The organism is Nocardia sp. NPDC003482 (genome assembly GCF_053588115.1).
The window spans coordinates 86,227-104,122 of record NZ_JBSFPI010000019.1 but is presented as its reverse complement, the minus strand read 5'-3'; the positions used below and the strand labels follow the sequence as shown (position 1 = coordinate 104,122).

The window sequence follows — 17,896 nt, the reverse complement described above, 5'->3', positions numbered from 1 at the left end:
ATCCTCCCCGCGCGGTTTGTACTCCGGATACAAAGGGAGGGCGGCGATGACGCGGACCGCGGGCACCCATCCGCTGGTGCGGGAGTGGCTCAACGACTTCGTCGCCGAGACCCTGCGTCCGGGCATCCTCGACCAGATCGTGGACCGGCTCGACGACGAGGTGGTGGCCCGGCTGCCGGAGCTGGCCGATCGCGACATCCGCCGCGATCTGGCGGCCAGCACCCACGCGCACGCGCTGGTCATGCTGGGCGGGCTCACCCAGGACCGCGCCGACTACCCGGTGCCGCAGCAGGCCCACGACTTCGCCCGCACCCTGGCCCGCCGCGGCCTCGAGCTGCGACTGCTGCTGCGGGTCTACCACCTGGGTCAGGAGGCGGTGATGGACTACATGACCGAGGTGCTGGACCGGCGCGGGCTGCCGCCCGACATCGAGCGATCGGTGCTGATGCGGCTGTTCGAGCGGTCCATCCGCTGGGTCGGCACGTCGGTGGAGGAACTCACCGAGACCTACATCGAGGAGCGCGAACGCGGCCTGCGCGCGGCCCTGAACCAGCGCACCGAACTCGTGCGCGCGCTGCTGGCGGGCGCCGACGCCGACATCGATCAGGCCAGCGCGCGGCTGGGCTACCGGCTCGCCGGGCGGCACCTGGCCTGCGTGGTGTGGACCGACGACGCGATGCCGGGCCCGATGACATTGCCGGACAACGGTTTTCGCGCCGAGGTCGGCGACGGCGAGACGCTGGGCCTGCTCGACCGGGTGGTGGCGCGGTTGGCCGCGGCCCTGGGCAGCCGCAGCGTGCTGACCGTGCCGTCGGGCGCGAGCGCGCTGTGGGCCTGGATCGCGGTGGAATCCGACGCCGCCCGCGCGCCCGCGACGGTCGAGGCGCCGGTGCGGATCGCGGTCGGCGCGCCCGCCGCGGGGATCGCGGGCTTCCGCGCGAGCCATCGGGAGGCGGTCTCGGCGCGGCGGGTGGCCGAGCGCGCGCGGGGCGAGATCGGGCGGGTGCTGCACTATCCGGAGGTCGAGGTGGCCTATCTGGCCGGAACCGACGAGGCGGCGATGCGCGCGCTCATCGTGCGGGAACTGGGCCCGCTGGCCGCGCCGGACGCGAACTCCGCGCGGCTGCGCGAGACGCTGCACGCCTATCTGCGCTGCCGTCGCAGTCCGGACGCGGCCGCGAAACGACTGGGCGTGCACAAGAACACGGTGCGCTATCGAATGCAGCGCATCGAGGAACTACTGGGCCATCCGATCGAACACCGCGGCCTGTGGCTGGAGATCGCGCTGGAGTGCGCCGCGATCTACGGAGTTCGATAGCCGTGAGCTATTGGTCCGCGTTGGCCGCCAGCCGTCGCAGCGGAGGTTCGGTGGCCGGGGGCACCCGGCGATCGGGCAGTTCGGCCAGCAACTGCGTGGTCGCGGCCGCGACCGCCGCCACCGCCTTGTCGAACGCGGGCTTGGTGGTGGAGGACAGGCCGGTCAGCCCACCGACCTTCCGCACGTATTGCTGTGCGGCCGCGTAGATTTCCTGATCGGTCGCGGGCGGCTCGAGCCCGCGCAGGACGGTGATGTTTCTACACATGGCGCCGAGAGTAGCGCTCGGTAACCGACCGCGACAGGTCAAGAAACCACAGATGTGAAAATTGTGTGTTGCAGCCGCGCCGGCCGCGCGGCGGCGGCGTGACGCGCGTCTCGACGGGGATGGGCGAACCCGCCGCGCATCGATACGACACAATCGAAGATATGGCCACCCGCGACGTGCCGACACTGACCACCTTCCCCTACGAGGAGCTGGACCGGCGCGAGGACGACCACTGGTCCGGTGCGCAGGTCTCCGACGACGAGCTGCGCGCGCTCTCGCTGGGGGCGTTCTACTCCGCGCGCTGGGACGCCTTCCACGACGCGCTGCTGCTCGGCCCCGAGCGCGAGCACCCGCTCGGCGACCGCCGCGAACTCGCCATCGACACCCTCACCGGCGCCTGGGGCATCACCGACGGCACCGAGGCCATGGCCTCGATGGAACAGCTGCTGGAGGGGATGCACTCCCCGCTCTACGCGCTGGTGCATCCGCTGGTGATGGCCGCGATCAACTCGCCCGAGCGGGACCGGTTCGGCGAGCGGGCCGATCGGCACCGGGCCTTCCTGCGGCAGGTCGGCTCGTTCCGGGGCATGGAGAACCCCGAGGCCCTCGTGCGCGACTACGACATCTGGTCCCAGGCCATCAAACTCGGCCTCACCGAGCATCTGGTGCAGCCGCTGCCCGCCGACATCCAGGCGTGGGATCTGGCCCGCGTGGTCGCGGTCGCGCGGATGGCGTTCACCGCCGGATATCTCGACGCCGACGCCGCCTGGGACTACGTGATGCGGGCGCTGCCCGCGGCCCAGCGCCGCTACCGCAACTGGCGGCAGTTCGGTGACTCTTATCTCACCGGCTGGACCTATTGGCAGGCGTGCGAGGATCTGGCCGAACTGAAGTCCGGCGGCGTGGACCGGCGCCTGGAACTGGTACGGCTGTGGATGCGGCCCACCAGCCCCTGGCGCCGGATCTCGTTGCAGCCCACCGAGGCGAGCGCCTAGCGCTCAGTCGGGCAGCGAACGCAGGATGCCCCGGCCGTAGCGCTGGAACTGCGAATCGTCGACCATACCGAGCGAATGCCGCTCGACCAGCAGCTCCCACTCCGAATACAGCTGGGCCACACCGGGATCCGGCGGGGCGACGGCCCCGTCGGCGGCCTCGCGCTGGATCGCGAACGTCAGCGCGCCCACCACGCGCTCGGTGTCGGCCCGGTCGGCGCCGACGAAGGTCAGCGTCATATTGCCGTCGCAGACCTGCACGCCGGGTTCCCCGTCGGTGTCGGCCGAGCGCGCCGTCATGAGCGCGGCGACGGGCATCTCGTGGGCGTAGCGCTCGGCCGGGCCGATCGCGACGAACAGCAGGCGCGCGGTGGTGACCGCCAGCAGTCCGCGCCCGCGTCCGGCCGGGGGCTGGGCGGTGACCAGCGCCGTCTCGAGCGCGAACTCCTCGGGGGTGACCAGCCGGTGCAGCGTGGTGACCGCGGCCTTGGTGTCCCGGCGCGGGGCCATCCGGCGGACCGCGCGATCGACGTCGGCGCGGGTGGGACCGTTCTTACCCCACACCGGGGCGGGCGGTTCCAGGTCGGGTACGGACATGTCGATGCGCTGCGTGGCCGTGATCTGGGCGTTGATCCGCTCGACGATCACCGTGGCCGCCGGGACATCGTGCTCGGCGATCAACACGGGCAGCGGAGTGCGGTCCGCCGGGATGCCGGTCAGCAGCGAGGTGGGGTAGCGCAGGTAGATCTCGATGACGACGGCGTCGTCGGTACGCCGGTTCAGCCGGACCTTGAGCAGGTCGGAGACCGGCACGTCGAGCACGCGCTCGCCCTCCGCACCGGGTCTGAGGACCTGCAGCCGACCACCGCCGTGACGCAGGATCGCTGTGGGTGTCCGTAACTCGACTATGTCCATACCCCCTGCACTCGTGTTGTGTCCTCGCTCACAATAGGACGCGCATGTCATCATTGTGACCACTTGGTCCGACGCCGAACACATGATGTTCGGATCGGTCTGAGCACAGGCCGGGAACCACCGCTGTTCTCCGACCGTTTACTTGTCGAACTGCATCAGGTGCCGAACTGCGCGATGTATCGAGTAGACCGTACGCGGTAACGTGGCTTGTCCGCATCCGTTCGGTCGCACCCGGTCGCCTCCGGTTGCGGATACGCCGCCCGATGCATCGTAGGCACGAACCGGAATCACCGGAAAGGACTGGCCCGCCGGCCGACGCTCTATGAACCGCAAGACAGTGTTTCGCAACCTGGCCATAGTCGCGGGCATCCTGCTCGTGATCTATCTGGTCACGTATTTCAGCAACGACACGCGCGGCTGGAAGAACGTCGATACCTCGGTGGCGCTCACCCAGCTGCAGGACAAGGCCAACGTCAAACAGGTTCAGATCGATGACAAGGAGCAGCAGCTCCGCATCACCCTGAACAAGGGCAACGACGCGACCGACGGCCAGAGCCAGATCATCGCCAAGTACCCGGGCGGCAGCGAGGTCTCCGCGCAGATCCTCAAGGACGTGCAGGCCTCCGGCGCGCCCTACAACACGACGGTCAAGCAGGACAGCTGGTTCACCCAGGTGCTGCTGTTCGTGTTGCCGATGGTGGTCCTGCTGGGCCTGTTCGTGTTCGTGATGGCCCGCATGCAGGGCGGCGGGCGCGGCGGCATGATGGGCTTCGGCAAGTCCAAGGCCAAACAGCTGTCCAAGGACATGCCCAAGACCACCTTCGCGGATGTGGCCGGGGCCGACGAGGCCGTCGAGGAGCTCTACGAGATCAAGGACTTCCTCCAGAATCCGGCCCGCTACCAGGCGCTGGGCGCGAAGATCCCCAAGGGCGTGCTGCTCTACGGCCCGCCCGGCACGGGTAAGACGCTGCTCGCGCGGGCGGTCGCCGGTGAGGCGGGGGTGCCGTTCTTCACCATCTCCGGTTCGGACTTCGTCGAGATGTTCGTCGGTGTCGGCGCGTCCCGGGTGCGCGACCTGTTCGACCAGGCCAAACAGAACAGCCCCTGCATCATCTTCGTCGACGAGATCGACGCGGTCGGCCGTCAGCGCGGCGCGGGCCTGGGCGGCGGGCACGACGAGCGCGAACAGACCCTGAACCAGTTGCTGGTCGAGATGGACGGTTTCGGCGACCGCACCGGTGTGATCATCATCGCGGCCACCAACCGCCCCGACATCCTGGACCCGGCGCTGCTGCGGCCGGGCCGCTTCGACCGGCAGATCCCCGTCGGCAACCCCGACCTCGCGGGCCGGCGCGCGATCCTGCGGGTGCATTCCCAGGGCAAGCCGATCGCCCCCGACGCCGACCTGGACGGGTTGGCCAAGCGCACGGTCGGCATGTCCGGCGCGGATCTGGCCAACGTCATCAACGAGGCCGCACTGCTCACCGCGCGCGAGCACGGCCAGGTGATCACGGGCGCGTCGCTGGAGGAGTCGGTCGACCGCGTCATCGGCGGCCCGCGGCGCAAGAGCCGCATCATCAGCGAGCACGAGAAGAAGATCACCGCCTACCACGAGGGCGGGCACACCCTCGCGGCCTGGGCGATGCCCGATATCGAGCCGGTCTACAAGGTCACCATCCTGGCCCGCGGGCGCACCGGTGGCCACGCCATGACCGTGCCCGAGGACGACAAGGGCCTGATGACCCGCTCGGAGATGATCGCCCGGCTGGTGATGGCGATGGGCGGGCGCGCCGCCGAGGAACTGGTGTTCCACGAGCCGACCACGGGCGCGTCCTCCGATATCGACCAGGCCACCAAGATCGCCCGCGCGATGGTCACCGAATACGGCATGAGCGCCCGGCTGGGCGCGGTCCGCTACGGCCAGGAGCAGGGCGACCCGTTCTTGGGGCGGTCCATGGGCATGGGCTCGGACTACTCGCACGAGGTCGCCCGCGAGATCGACGAGGAGGTGCGCAACCTCATCGAGGCCGCGCACACCGAGGCGTGGGCCATCCTCAACGACTACCGCGACGAACTGGACGCGCTGGCCAGCGCGCTGCTCGAGCGGGAGACGTTGCACCGCAAGGATCTCGAGGAGGTCCTCGCCACCGTCGACAAGCGGCCGCGCATCACGGCGTTCAACGACTTCGGCGAGCGCACCCCCTCGGACCGCCCGCCGGTCAAGACCCCCCGCGAACTGGCCGCCGAGCGCGGCGAGCCGTGGCCCGACGAGTCGGCCACCCAGGTGGCGGCCCGCCCCGCGGCCCAGCCGGTTCCGGCCAACGGCTACCCGCCCGAGAGCGCGCGGCAGCCGCAGCCCGGGTATCCGCAGCCGCAGCCCGGCGGGTACCCGCTGCCCGGCAACGGCCCCGGCTACCCGCGGCCCGGCACGCACGGTTCGCGGCCGGACTACGGCGCCCCGGCCGGCTGGTCCGCCCCCGGCTGGCCGCCGCAGGAGGATCAGCAGGGCCGTCCCGCCCCCGGCGGGCAGGCGCAGGGCGGCTGGGCGCCCGGCGGCGGTCAGCGCTACGGCCGTCCCGCTCGGCATCAGCCGCACGATCAGCAGGGCCAGGGCTACCCCTCGCCCAACGGCGAATCCGAGGGCGGCGAGTGGGACGGGCCGAACGGTCGGCACTGATCGACCGGAGATTAGGCTCGACAGCGCGGTGCCGAGAGGTAACCGGCGCCGGTCGCGACCGGCGCCGCCGGGCGCCGCGTACCCGGATTTTTGGAGGTGTCCCGAGTGTCGGCCAACAACCACGCCATCGCAGAACCCGATACCGACGCTCTGATCGCGATCGAGACCGGCCGCCGATTCGATCAGGCGCGCGCCGAGGCGGCGGTCCGCGAACTGCTGCTCGCGATCGGTGAGGATCCCGACCGCCCCGGTCTGGCCGACACCCCCGCCCGGGTCGCGCGCGCCTACCGGGAGATGTTCGGGGGCCTGTACACCGAACCGGACGCGGTGCTCAACACCACGTTCGACGAGGGCCATCAGGAGCTGGTGCTGGTGCGCGACATCCCGATGTACTCGACCTGCGAACATCATCTGGTGTCGTTCCACGGCGTCGCGCACGTCGGCTACATCCCGGGCCCGCAGGGCCGGGTCACCGGTCTGTCCAAACTGGCCCGGCTGGTCGATCTGTACGCCAAGCGCCCGCAGGTGCAGGAGCGGCTGACCAGCCAGATCGCCGACGCCGTCATGCGCAAACTGGATCCGCGCGGCGCGATCGTGGTCATCGAGGCCGAACATCTGTGCATGGCCATGCGCGGCATCCGCAAGCCGGGCGCGAGCACCACCACGTCCGCGGTGCGCGGCCTGCTGCAGAGCAGCGCCTCCTCGCGCGCCGAGGCCCTCGATCTGATCCTGCGGAAGTGAGCGAGCGGCCCGTGTCCGGACGACTCGTCTCCCCGCGCGGCGACCGCTCGTGCGTGGTGATGGGCGTGGTCAACGTCACCGGCGATTCGTTCTCCGACGGCGGCCGCTACCTGGATCCGAATCTCGCTGTGGCGCACGGGCTCTCGCTGTACGAGGCGGGCGCGGACATCATCGACGTCGGCGGCGAGTCGACCCGGCCGGGCGCGGTGCGCGTCGATCCGGCGACCGAGGCCGCGCGGGTCGTGCCCGTCATCCGCGAACTGGTCGCGGCGGGCGTGCCGACCAGCGTGGACACCATGCGCGCCCCGGTGGCCGACGCCGCGCTCGCGGCCGGGGTCTCGGTGGTCAACGACGTCTCCGGCGGCCGCGCCGATCCGGATATGGTGAAAGTCGTTGCGGCGGCGGAGGTTCCGTGGATCCTCATGCACTGGCGGGCGGACGCCGACTACCGGCACACGGGCCGGGCCGAGCACTACGACGACGTCGTCGCCGAGGTGCGCGACGAGCTGTCCATGCAGGTGGACCTGGCCATGGCCGCCGGGGTGCACCCCGGCCGCCTGGTCCTCGACCCCGGCCTGGGTTTCGCCAAGAACGCCGCGCACAACTGGGCGCTGCTGGGCGCGCTGCCCGAGCTGACCGCGCACGGCCTGCCCATCCTGATCGGCGCCTCCCGCAAACGCTTCCTCGGGGCGCTGCTCGCCGACGACTCCGGCCCGCGCCCGCCCGACGGGCGCGAGACCGCCACGGCCACCATCTCGGCGCTGGCCGCGCTGCACGGCGCCTGGGGTGTGCGGGTCCACGATGTTCGTGCGTCACTGGACGCCATCGCCGTCGCCGACGCCTGGCGGCGCGCCGAACGAATCCGACAGGGAGCCGAGTGAGTACCGACCGCATCGAGCTGCGCGGCCTGCGCGCGTACGGCCATCACGGGTGCTTCGATTTCGAGCGCCGCGACGGCCAGGAGTTCGTCGTGGACATCACTTTGTGGCTGGACCTCGCGAAAGCGGCCGCCGCCGACGACCTTTCGGCCACCGTCGACTACGGCGAGCTGGCCGGGCGGGCCGTCGCCGTCGTGACCGGACCGCCCCGCAATCTGATCGAGACGGTGGCCGCCGAGATCGCCGACGACGTGATGACCGACGCGCGCGTCGCCGCCGCGGAGGTCGTGGTGCACAAGCCGTCCGCCCCCATCCCGCACACCTTCGCCGACGTCCGGGTGGTCGCCACCCGTCGCCGCGCCGGGGCTGAGGTGATCGCGTGAGCCGCGCGGTGCTGTCCATCGGATCCAATCTGGGCGACCGCCTCGCCCACCTGCGCGGCGTCGTCGACGCCTGCGCGCCGCATCTGGTCGCGGTGTCGTCGGTGTACTCGACCGCGCCGTGGGGCGGGGTGCCGCAGGAGCACTACCTCAATGCCGTTGTGGTGGTGGACGATCCGGCCGCCGAACCGCGCGACTGGCTGCGGCGCGGCCAGGAACTCGAACAGGCCGCCGGCAGGGTGCGCGAAGTGCGCTGGGGCGCACGGACTCTCGACGTCGACGTGATTCGCTGCGCGACGGGTTCGCGCGAGGTGCGCAGCACCGACCCGACGCTGACCCTGCCGCATCCGCAAGCGCACCGCCGCGCCTTCGTCCTGGTGCCCTGGCTCGAGGTGGAACCGGACGCGGTGCTGGCGGCCGAGGGCCGGGAACTGCCGATCCGGGACTGGCTGAACGCGTTGGACGCCAGCGAGATCGACGGTGTCCGCCGGACCGAACTCACCCTGCGCGCGGCCGTGTCATGAACGTCATGAAGCCGACGCGGGCCCTGGATCTGACCGCGAACGTGCTGGTGGCCGCCGTCGTGGCGTGGATCGCCACGCGCTGGGCGTACTCCAGCTTCCCGCCGATCACCGCGATCGCGGGCGCCTCGCTCTATCCGGTGGCGGCGCTGGAGGCCGTGCTGGCCTTCGTGATTCGCGCCCGGGTCAACGACGACCGGATCGGCGACGCGCCCCGGCATCTGCATCCGATCACCGTCGCCCGCGCGGCCGCGCTGGCCAAGGCGTCGGCGCTGGTGGGTTCGCTGGCGGCGGGGGTGTGGCTGGGCTTTTTGATCTGGGTCTTCCCGCAGCGGTCGACCCTGCGCGCGGCCGCGGCCGACACGCCGGGCGCGGTCGTCGGTCTCGTCGCCGGGCTGGCCCTGGTCGCGGCGGCCCTGTGGCTGGAGTATTGCTGTCGCGCGCCCAACGAACCGCCCGACGAAGCGGCTACTTCCTAGCAATTATTCGTTCGGGAATTATCGCACCGGCTTCCACCCGGAACGAGTTGACCAGGCTATCCTCGCGGTCATGGTTTCACCCGCCCGTAGCAGTACTTCCCGTCGGTGGCGGGATTACGCGGGAAAGTTCCTGATCGGAATTCTGATCCTGCTCGGCCTGATTGCCAGTGTGTTCCTGATCTTCAGCGACAGCCTGCAATTGGTCCGGGTCGGTCTGGTCGCCGCCCTGTGGGCCGCGGTCCTCGGGGCGCTCGCGGCCACCAGGTACCGGCGCGAGGCGGCCAACGATCAGGCGCGGGCGCGCGAGCTGCGGACGGTGTACGAGTTGCAGCTCGAGCGGGAGATCAGCGCCCGCCGCGAATACGAACTGACCGTCGAGGCGCGGGTGCGCGAGAAGGTCGGCGCGGACGCCGCGGAACTGGCCGCGCTGCGCGCCGAGTTGTCGGTGCTGCGGGAGAGTCTGCAACGACTGTTCGACGGCGGCCTGCCGAATCAGCGCCCGGCCCTGCACGCGGACGCGTTCCGCCTGCCCGAACTTCCGGGCGTGGCGAACGGTAACTCGCGAGAAACCGATACCTGGGACGCGTGGAACGCCCCCGCGGTCCCGCTGGACGTGACCCCGGTCTTCGAGACCGACCACACCGAGCCCCCGGCCTTCGCCAGCCCCTTCGACGATCCGGTGACCGCCGAGACCGCGGTGGTCTCGGCCGAGGAACTGGCCGACCTCGAGGCCGAGCGGGTCCGCCCCGAGCGACCGCGCGCCGAGCCGGAGCGGCCCTCGAAGCGCGAGCCCGACCGCGAATCCGGTGACGGCGACCGCGCCGAGTCTCCGGAGCAGGCCGAGCCGGAACAGCCCGGGCCGGTGCGCCCCGAGGTCGTCGACCACCCCAAGCCCGCCGAGCAGGCCGGTCCCGCGCGACTCGCGTCCGAACCGCCCGAGGCCCGGCAGCCCGCGACACCGGCCGAGCCCGAGACGCCCGCCTCCGAACCCGAAAAGCCAACGCCCGCACCGAAATCCGGGCCCGAACCCACGGCCCACCCCGGCCCGGAGCGCCGGACGCCGATGGGCACCGCGGGCTCGCGCCGCCGTCGCCGCGCCGACGACGAGGACGGCGACGACGACGGCCCGCGCCTGTCGGTGGCCGAGATCATGGCCAATCTCCGCGCGGAGCAGAGCGGACGCTGAGGTGAACATCACCGGGCCCGCCTCTGGGCGCGGCACGTCCGTCGTCCTATCCTCGACTCGGTAACGTCCGGTACCCGCACGGCGGGACTGGAACGACATCGAGAGGACAATGGTGACCTCAGGTAATTCTGGGAGTGACCCTGCGCCTGCACGACTGACGGTGGGAATCGTCTCGGCGGGACGCGTGGGCTCCGCACTGGGCGCCGCGCTCGAGCGCGCGGGGCACGTCGTCTTCGGCGTGGCGGCGATCTCCGACGCGTCGGTCCGGCGCGCCCGCACCCGGCTGCCGGATTCGCGGATCCTGCCGGTCGAGGAGGTGGCCGCGCGCAGCGAACTGCTGGTGCTCGCCGTGCCCGACAGCGAATTGGCCGATCTGGTCGGCGGATTGGCGACCGCGGGCGTGGTGCGCCCGGGCACGATCGTGCTGCACACCTCGGGCGCGAACGGGATCGGCGTGCTGGCCCCGCTCACCGAGCGCGGCGCGCGTCCGCTCGCGATCCATCCGGCCATGACCTTCACCGGTCACGACGAGGACGTGGCCCGGCTGGGCAACGCCTGTTTCGGGATCACCGCGGCCGACGAGGTGGGCTACGCCATCGCGCAGTCGCTGGTGATCGAGATGGGCGGCGAGCCGGTGCGGGTGCGCGAGGAGCAGCGCACGCTGTACCACGCCGCGCTCGCGCACGGCAGCAATCATCTCGTCACGCTGATCGTGGACGCGGTGGCCGCGCTGCGCGCCGCGCTGGAAGGCCCCGGCCTGATGGGCCAGCAGGTGGTCGACGACCAGCCGGGCGGCCTCGCCGAACGCATGCTCGCGCCGCTGGCCTCGGCGGCCCTCGACAATGCCCTGCGCCGTGGGCAATCCGCGCTCACCGGACCGGTCGCGCGCGGCGACGCGGCGGCCGTCGCGGCCCATCTCGTGGCGCTGGGCGAGGTGGACCCGCGCCTGGCCGAGGGCTATCGCGCGCTGTCGTTGCGCACGGCCGAGCGGGCGCACGCGAAACCCGAGCTGATCGATTTGCTGGAGGGACGCTGATGTCCGATCCGAATTCCCGGCTGCTCGCCCTGCGCGGCTCCTACCGTCCGGGTGAACTCACCGTGCTGCACGACCCCGCGACCGTCTCCGCGGTGGTGAACGCGCTGCGCTCGGTCGGCCGCAAGGTCGCGCTGGTGCCCACGATGGGCGCCCTGCACGAGGGTCATCTGGAGCTCGTGCGCCGCGCCCGGCGCACCAATCAGGTCGTGATCGTGTCGATCTTCGTCAACCCGTTGCAGTTCGGGGCGGGTGAGGATCTGGATCGCTATCCCCGCACGCTCGACGCCGACGTGGCCCTGCTGCGCGGCGAGGGGGTGGAACTGGTCTTCGCGCCCAGCGCCGCGGACATGTATCCCGACGGGCCGCGCACCTCGGTGCATCCGGGACCGCTGGGCGCGGAACTCGAGGGCGTGAGCCGCCCGACCCATTTCGCCGGGGTGCTCACGGTGGTCGCCAAACTGTTGCAGATCGCCCGCCCGCACGAGGCGTTCTTCGGCGAGAAGGACTACCAGCAACTCACCCTGATCCGACAGATGGTGCGGGACTTGAACTTCGACGTCCGCGTCGTCCCGGTCGCCACGGTCCGCGAACCCGACGGGCTGGCCCTGTCCTCGCGCAACCGCTACCTCGATCCGGCCGAACGCGAACTGGCCACCACCCTGTCGGCCGCCCTGGCCGCCGGCCGCCATGCCGCGGGCCTCGGCCCCGAGGGCGTCCTCGCCGCCGCGCGTGCTGTGCTCGACACCCGGCCCGAGATCGGCGTGGACTATCTGGAACTGCGCGGCGCGGACCTCGGGGAGATCACCGCGAGCGGCAATGCCCGGCTGCTGGTCGCCGCGCGTATCGGCGCGACCCGCCTCATCGACAACATGGCCGTCACCGTCGGGGTACCGATCGACGGCCACCCCAATACCCCTGCCGCACAAGCTCTTTCGTAGGAAGGCGACGACGATGTTGCGCACCATGATGAAATCCAAGATCCACCGCGCGACGGTGACCCACGCCGATCTGCACTACGTCGGTTCGGTGACCGTCGATCCGGATCTGATGGACGCCGCCGACCTGCTCGAGGGCGAACAGGTCTGCATCGTCGACATCGACAACGGCGCCCGCCTCGAGACCTATGTCATCGCGGGCGAACGCGGCTCGGGCGTCATCGGAATCAACGGCGCCGCCGCGCATCTGGTGAATCCCGGGGATCTGGTCATCCTGATCGCCTACGGCATGATGGACGAGCGCGAGATCCGCGAGTACCAGCCCCGCGTGGTCTTCGTCGACGAGCGCAACCGGCCCGTGGAACTCGGGTCGGATCCGGCGCACGCGCCGGAGGGGTCGGGTCTGACCTCCCCGCGCTCGCTCACCTTCGCCTGAGCGGCGGGCCTCGGGGATGCTGCTGACCATCGACGTCCGCAACACCAGCATCGAGATCGGCCTGTTCTCCGGCAGCGGCGCGCACGCGGAGCTGACGCAGACCTGGCGGATGCACACCAATCCGCTGCTGACCGCCGACGAATTCGCCATGCAGGTACGGGGATTGGTCGGCGACCAACTCGACCGGGTGGTCGGCGTCGCGGCGCTGTCCACCATGGCCCCCGTGCTGCGCGAGCTGCGGGCCATGCTGAGCCGGTACTGGAACAACGTGCCGCACGTCCTGGTGGAACCGGGCGTGCGCACGGGAATCCCACTGCTGGTGGACAATCCGAAGGAGGTCGGCGCGGACCGCATCGTCAACTGCCTGGCCGCCTATCACCGCTTCGAATCCGCCGCCATCGTGGTCGATTTCGGTCCCGCCGCCATCTGCGTCGACCTGGTCTCGGCCAAGGGCGAATTCCTCGGCGGCAGCATCGCGCCGGGCGTCGAGATCGCGACCGAGGCGCTGGTGGCGCGCACCGCGCTGCGCCGGGCCGAATTGACCCGTCCCCGTTCGGTATTGGGCAAGAACAGCCTCGAATGCATCCAGTCCGGCGCGGTGTTCGGCTTCGCGGGACTGGTGGACGGCATCATCGACCGCGTGCGCGACGAGTTCGACGCCTTCGCGGGGGACGATGTCGCGATCGTGGCCACCGGGATCACCGCGCCGCTGATCGTGCCGGAGTCGGAGACCATCGAACATCATGAGCCGCATCTCACACTCGACGGATTGCGGCTGGTCTACGAGCGCAATCAGCAACGCCGTCGCTAGGCGCCCGCTTGTGCTTCTCTCACCGGCTGCTAAGCTCTTGCCCGTGGCTTACCGCATGAGCGTCCAGGAGTGTTGTCGAGGCTGATTCGCCTCGACCGTTGTCGGGGCTTCGCATCCCCCGGCCGACCACTTCTCCTGGAGATTCGCTCATGCGTTCCTCTGTCATCACCCCCGCCTCTCCCGCCCTCGCGCCGCAGCGCCTCGCCCCCGAGGTCACCGAGCGCGCGGTCGCCTCGGCGCTGCCCACCCGGCTGCGCCCCGCCGACCTGCTGCGCCTGACCGACGAGGGCGCCGAGGACGTGCTGGCCGGGCGCTACGACCACCTGCTGCCCGCCGACGGCGCCTGGCCTACCGACAACCGCTGGGCCACCCGCCTGTCGGCCGACGACGAGGTCGACGTCTGGCTGATCAGCTGGGTGCCCGACAAGTACACCGAACTGCACGACCATGCCGGATCCCTCGGCGCGCTGACCGTGCTCTCCGGCGCGTTGTCCGAATTCCGTTGGAACGGAAGGGAATTACGCAATCGCACGCTGTCGGCGGGCGATCAGGCGGCGTTCCCGCTGGGCTGGGTGCACGACGTGGTGCGCGCCCCCGATCACCTCGTCGCCGGACCGGCCGATCCCACGCTGTCCGTGCACGCCTATTCACCACCGCTCACCGCCATGTCCTACTACGAGGTCACCGGCCACGGCACGCTGCGCCGCACCCGGACCGTCCTCACCGACCAGCCGGAAGGCGATGCGAAATGACCCATCTGACGATCGATCGCATGCTGGCGAACACGCGTGAGCGGCTGCGGCGGATCTACGCGTTCGAACTGCCGGAGGCCCTCGCGCGGGGCGCCCTGCTCGTCGACATCCGGCCGCAGGCGCAGCGCGTCAAGGAGGGCACGCTGCCCGGCGCCCTGGTCATCGAGCGCAATGTGCTGGAGTGGCGGCTCGATCCGACCAGTTCCGCGCGGCTGGCGCTGGCCGTCGACCACGACGTGGAATGGATCGTGGTCTGCTCCGAGGGCTACACCTCGAGCCTGGCCGCGGCCTCGCTGCAAGAGCTGGGCCTGCGCCGGGCGACCGATCTGGTCGGCGGATATCAGGCGCTGAAGGCGGCCGGTCTGCTGTCGGTCGCGGCGAACGCCCCGCACATCACCCGTGAGGTCGTGGCGCTCGCGTCGTCGTAATTGTCGCCTGCCCGGCAGGGCTCCGCCGCAAAAGAATTTTCACCGCACGATAGGGTGGTTCGATGTGAGCAACCCGAATCCTCCCGCAACCGGTGACGCCACGGTTCCGCCGCGGCAAAACGGTCCTGCCGCAATGGAAGTCGACCTTCCCGAGCAGATGCGGATTCGGCGGGAGAAGCGGGAGCGGTTGCTCGAGCAGGGGCGCCAGCCCTACCCCGTGGTGGTACCGCGCACCCACAGCCTCGCCGAAATTCGCGCGGCCTATCCCGACCTGGCGGCCGATACGGCGACCGGCCTGGTGGTCGGCGTGGCCGGGCGCGTCATTCACGTGCGCAATACCGGCAAGTTGTGTTTCGCGATGCTGCAGGAGGGCGACGGCACCAAGCTGCAGGCGATGATCAGCCTGAACGGTGTCGGCGCCGACGCGCTGGCCGCCTGGAAGGCCGAGGTCGATCTCGGCGACTTCGTATTCGTGCACGGCGAGGTGATCTCCTCGCGCACCGGCGAATTGAGCGTCATGGCCGATTCCTGGTCGATGGCGGCCAAGGCGTTGCGCCCGCTGCCGGTGACGCACAAGGAGTTGAGCGAGGAGGCGCGGGTCCGGCAGCGCTATGTCGATCTCATCGTGCGCCCGGAGGCCCGGGAAATGGCGCGCACCCGCGTGCGGGTCGTGCGCGCGCTGCGAAACGCATTGGAGCGCAGGGGTTTTCTCGAGGTGGAGACCCCGATGCTGCAGACGTTGCACGGTGGCGCCGCGGCGCGGCCGTTCGTCACCCACTCCAATGCGCTCGATATCGATCTCTATCTGCGCATCGCGCCGGAGCTGTTCCTCAAGCGCTGCGTGGTCGGCGGCATCGAGAAGGTCTTCGAGATCAACCGCAACTTCCGCAACGAGGGCGCGGACTCCACGCATTCGCCCGAGTTCGCCATGCTGGAAACATACGAGGCGTACGGTACCTACGACGATTCCGCGCGCATGATGCGCGAATTGATCCAGGAGGTCGCCGCCGAGGTGTACGGCACCCTGGTGGTCACCCTGGCCGACGGCACCGAATACGATCTCGGTGGCGAGTGGAACACCGTGGAGATGTACCCGTCGCTGTCGGACTCGCTGGGCGTGGCGGTCACCCCCGAAACCACGGTCCGGGAATTGCTGGCGCTGGCCGATCGGGTCGGTCTGGAAATTCCCCAGGGCAAGGGGTACGGACACGGCAAACTCGTCGAGGAACTGTGGGAGCACACCTACGGGGACAAGCTGTACGCCCCGACTTTCGTGCGCGACTTCCCGGTCGAGACGTCCCCGCTCACCCGCGAGCACCGGGACCGGCCCGGCGTGACCGAGAAGTGGGATCTCTACGTTCGCGGGTTCGAGTTGGCCACCGGCTATTCGGAACTCGTGGATCCCGTCATTCAGCGCGAGCGCTTCATTGATCAGGCCAGATTGGCCGCGGCGGGCGACGACGAGGCGATGCGGCTGGACGAGGACTTCCTCACCGCCATGGAACACGGCATGCCGCCGACAACCGGTACGGGTATGGGAATCGACCGGTTGCTGATGGCCTTGACCGGTCTCGGAATCCGGGAAACCATACTCTTCCCAATTGTGCGTCCGGCCGCCCGGTGAACTTCGGGATTGAATGCCGAAGTCTCGTCTTGGAAATCTCGCAATTCGAGGTATTCTCGACTCGGGTATCGGCCTGGTATGCGGGTCGCACGATTTCGAAGGGACGTTCAGCTCATGGCAAAGAAGGTCACCGTTAGCCTGATCGACGACGTCGACGGTGAGTCCATCGCGGACGAGACCATCGAGTTCGCGATCGATGGTGTGTCGTACGAGATCGATCTGTCGTCGGCGAATGCGGCGAAGCTGCGGGATGGGCTGGAGCCGTGGGTTTCCAACGCCCGCCGGGTCAGCGGCCGGCGGCGCAGCAAGCCCGCGGGTACCGGTGCGGGCGCGCCGAAGAACCATGTCTCGCGCGATCGCGAGCAGAGCGCCGCAATTCGGGAATGGGCCCGGCGCAAGGGTCACAAGGTCTCCGCACGCGGCCGCATCTCCGCCGAGATCGCCGAGGCGTACAACAAGGAAGTCGGCCGCAACAACTAGAGCGACAACTCGGTTTGTAATTGGGGGCCGCTGCCGCCCGGAGGAAATCGCGCCCCGTCCGGACGGCAGCGGCATTTTCATACCTTTTCCGCATAACCGGTGAAAGTGACGCTCCCCGGACGAGCGTCACGCGATCTTGCTTCGAGCCGAGCGGGCGCGGCACCATGGACGGGTGAGTGAGGGATCGGCACAGTGACCGGATTTCACGGATCGTTCCTGCGATTCACCGACGACAACGGCCAACGCCAGGAGCTGATGCTGACCCCCGATCGGCAGCGCGTCACCATCGGACGCTCGCCACAGGCCGACCTCACGCTGTCCTGGGACGCCGAGGTGTCCCGGCTGCACGCGGCGGTGGAGTTCCTGACCGCGGGCTGGACGATCGTCGACGACGGGCTCTCCCGCAACGGCACGTTCGTCAACGGCGAACGCGTGCTCGGCCGGCGGCGGCTCACCGAGGGCGACCGCATCCGGATCGGCTCCCAGCTGCTGTCGTTCCACGACTTCAGCGGCGTGGCCGACGACGCCACCCGCACGTCGGTGGGAATGTTCCCCACCCTGCGCTCGTTGACCGAGACTCAGCGCGCGGTCCTGGTCGCGCTGTGCCGTCCGTACAAGAACAACTCCGGCTTCGCCACCCCGGCGTCCAACCAGCAGATCGCCGACGAGCTGTTCCTCAGCGTGGACGCGATCAAAACCCATCTGCGGACGCTGTTCTCGAAGTTCGGCGTCGAGGACCTGCCGCAGAACCAGAAACGGGTCCGGCTGGCCAGCCTCGCGCTGCAGGCGGGGATCATCTCCGACCGGGACCTGTAGGCCGCCGCCGCGGCCGGTTAGGCCCTCGGCGACCCGGGTAGGACCTCGGCGGGACGAGTGTTCGCTGTCGGCGTATCGAGACGGAAACGAACCGGGCAACAGTCGCGTTATGACTGAATGACACGTGCTGTCGGAGGTCCGCAATAGGGTGGACGCACGACGGCCGCGACCCCCGCCAACTAGAGTGGAGGCGGGGGATGCAACCCCAGGGCTTCATGGCAGGCTG

At 70.0% G+C, this 17,896-nt stretch carries 20 protein-coding genes; 18 read left to right on the top strand and 2 right to left on the bottom strand.

Features of this window, described 5'->3' with window-relative positions; translation table 11 throughout:
- Positions 1-46 precede the first annotated feature (46 nt).
- The gene (locus ACWDSJ_RS27355; RefSeq protein ID WP_450035214.1) at positions 47-1,318 is read left to right on the top strand and encodes a PucR family transcriptional regulator; all 1,272 of its coding nucleotides are present in this window, start codon (positions 47-49) and stop codon (positions 1,316-1,318) included.
- A gap of 7 nt (positions 1,319-1,325) precedes the next feature.
- On the opposite strand, the gene ACWDSJ_RS27350 is transcribed toward ACWDSJ_RS27355, so the two are convergent.
- Positions 1,326-1,583: a DUF2277 domain-containing protein gene (locus ACWDSJ_RS27350; RefSeq protein WP_387368163.1), complete on the bottom strand. Its 258-nt coding sequence runs from the start codon at positions 1,581-1,583 to the stop codon at positions 1,326-1,328.
- A 161-nt stretch (positions 1,584-1,744) separates the two neighbouring features.
- Between ACWDSJ_RS27350 and ACWDSJ_RS27345 the strand changes: the two genes are divergently transcribed.
- The gene (locus ACWDSJ_RS27345) at positions 1,745-2,578 is read left to right on the top strand and encodes a DUF1266 domain-containing protein (protein WP_387368166.1); all 834 of its coding nucleotides are present in this window, start codon (positions 1,745-1,747) and stop codon (positions 2,576-2,578) included.
- Positions 2,579-2,581: 3 nt separating this feature from the next.
- Here ACWDSJ_RS27345 and ACWDSJ_RS27340 read toward each other — a convergent pair whose 3' ends face one another.
- A complete protein-coding gene (locus ACWDSJ_RS27340; protein WP_387368169.1) occupies positions 2,582-3,397 on the bottom strand; it encodes a hypothetical protein in 816 nt (271 codons plus the stop codon).
- A 415-nt stretch (positions 3,398-3,812) separates the two neighbouring features.
- Between ACWDSJ_RS27340 and ftsH the strand changes: the two genes are divergently transcribed.
- From ftsH to ACWDSJ_RS27260, 16 genes are all read left to right on the top strand, one after another.
- Complete coding sequence (gene ftsH / locus ACWDSJ_RS27335; protein WP_450035213.1) at positions 3,813-6,167, top strand: ATP-dependent zinc metalloprotease FtsH; 2,355 nt, start codon at positions 3,813-3,815, stop codon at positions 6,165-6,167.
- A 126-nt stretch (positions 6,168-6,293) separates the two neighbouring features.
- The gene (gene folE, locus ACWDSJ_RS27330; protein ID WP_387368444.1) at positions 6,294-6,908 is read left to right on the top strand and encodes a GTP cyclohydrolase I FolE; all 615 of its coding nucleotides are present in this window, start codon (positions 6,294-6,296) and stop codon (positions 6,906-6,908) included.
- A 59-nt stretch (positions 6,909-6,967) separates the two neighbouring features.
- Positions 6,968-7,789 carry a dihydropteroate synthase gene (gene folP / locus ACWDSJ_RS27325; protein WP_450035296.1) on the top strand — a complete coding sequence of 274 codons (822 nt, stop codon included), beginning with the start codon at positions 6,968-6,970 and terminating at the stop codon, positions 7,787-7,789.
- A complete protein-coding gene (gene folB / locus ACWDSJ_RS27320) occupies positions 7,786-8,169 on the top strand; it encodes a dihydroneopterin aldolase (RefSeq protein WP_450035212.1) in 384 nt (127 codons plus the stop codon). Before folP ends, folB begins: the two co-directional genes overlap by 4 nt.
- Positions 8,166-8,690 carry a 2-amino-4-hydroxy-6-hydroxymethyldihydropteridine diphosphokinase gene (gene folK / locus ACWDSJ_RS27315; protein WP_450035211.1) on the top strand — a complete coding sequence of 175 codons (525 nt, stop codon included), beginning with the start codon at positions 8,166-8,168 and terminating at the stop codon, positions 8,688-8,690. Before folB ends, folK begins: the two co-directional genes overlap by 4 nt.
- Before the next feature lie 5 nt (positions 8,691-8,695).
- Entirely contained in the window at positions 8,696-9,166 is a 471-nt protein-coding gene (locus ACWDSJ_RS27310) for a DUF3180 domain-containing protein (protein WP_387368180.1), read from the top strand.
- Between the two features lie 70 nt (positions 9,167-9,236).
- Positions 9,237-10,352, top strand: coding sequence for a DUF6779 domain-containing protein (locus ACWDSJ_RS27305; RefSeq protein WP_450035210.1), 1,116 nt, complete (start codon positions 9,237-9,239; stop codon positions 10,350-10,352).
- A gap of 109 nt (positions 10,353-10,461) precedes the next feature.
- Complete coding sequence (locus ACWDSJ_RS27300) at positions 10,462-11,388, top strand: Rossmann-like and DUF2520 domain-containing protein (RefSeq protein WP_450035209.1); 927 nt, start codon at positions 10,462-10,464, stop codon at positions 11,386-11,388.
- A 20-nt stretch (positions 11,389-11,408) separates the two neighbouring features.
- Positions 11,409-12,326, top strand: a complete 918-nt coding sequence (gene panC / locus ACWDSJ_RS27295) for a pantoate--beta-alanine ligase (RefSeq protein ID WP_450035295.1) — start codon at positions 11,409-11,411, stop codon at positions 12,324-12,326.
- A 13-nt stretch (positions 12,327-12,339) separates the two neighbouring features.
- Positions 12,340-12,759: an aspartate 1-decarboxylase gene (gene panD, locus ACWDSJ_RS27290; RefSeq protein WP_387368188.1), complete on the top strand. Its 420-nt coding sequence runs from the start codon at positions 12,340-12,342 to the stop codon at positions 12,757-12,759.
- A 16-nt stretch (positions 12,760-12,775) separates the two neighbouring features.
- Positions 12,776-13,570, top strand: a complete 795-nt coding sequence (locus ACWDSJ_RS27285) for a type III pantothenate kinase (protein WP_387368191.1) — start codon at positions 12,776-12,778, stop codon at positions 13,568-13,570.
- Positions 13,571-13,719: 149 nt separating this feature from the next.
- Positions 13,720-14,322, top strand: coding sequence for a cysteine dioxygenase (locus ACWDSJ_RS27280; protein ID WP_387368194.1), 603 nt, complete (start codon positions 13,720-13,722; stop codon positions 14,320-14,322).
- 5 nt (positions 14,323-14,327) lie between these two features.
- The gene (locus tag ACWDSJ_RS27275) at positions 14,328-14,750 is read left to right on the top strand and encodes a rhodanese-like domain-containing protein (protein WP_450035293.1); all 423 of its coding nucleotides are present in this window, start codon (positions 14,328-14,330) and stop codon (positions 14,748-14,750) included.
- A 133-nt stretch (positions 14,751-14,883) separates the two neighbouring features.
- Positions 14,884-16,374 (top strand): lysine--tRNA ligase, encoded by a 1,491-nt coding sequence (gene lysS, locus ACWDSJ_RS27270; RefSeq protein WP_450035206.1) that lies wholly within the window; start codon positions 14,884-14,886, stop codon positions 16,372-16,374.
- Positions 16,375-16,488: 114 nt separating this feature from the next.
- Positions 16,489-16,854, top strand: a complete 366-nt coding sequence (locus ACWDSJ_RS27265; RefSeq protein ID WP_387368200.1) for a histone-like nucleoid-structuring protein Lsr2 — start codon at positions 16,489-16,491, stop codon at positions 16,852-16,854.
- 255 nt (positions 16,855-17,109) lie between these two features.
- On the top strand, positions 17,110-17,670 hold the full coding sequence (locus tag ACWDSJ_RS27260; RefSeq protein WP_387368452.1) for an FHA domain-containing protein: 561 nt from the start codon (positions 17,110-17,112) through the stop codon (positions 17,668-17,670).
- Positions 17,671-17,896: the final 226 nt, after the last annotated feature.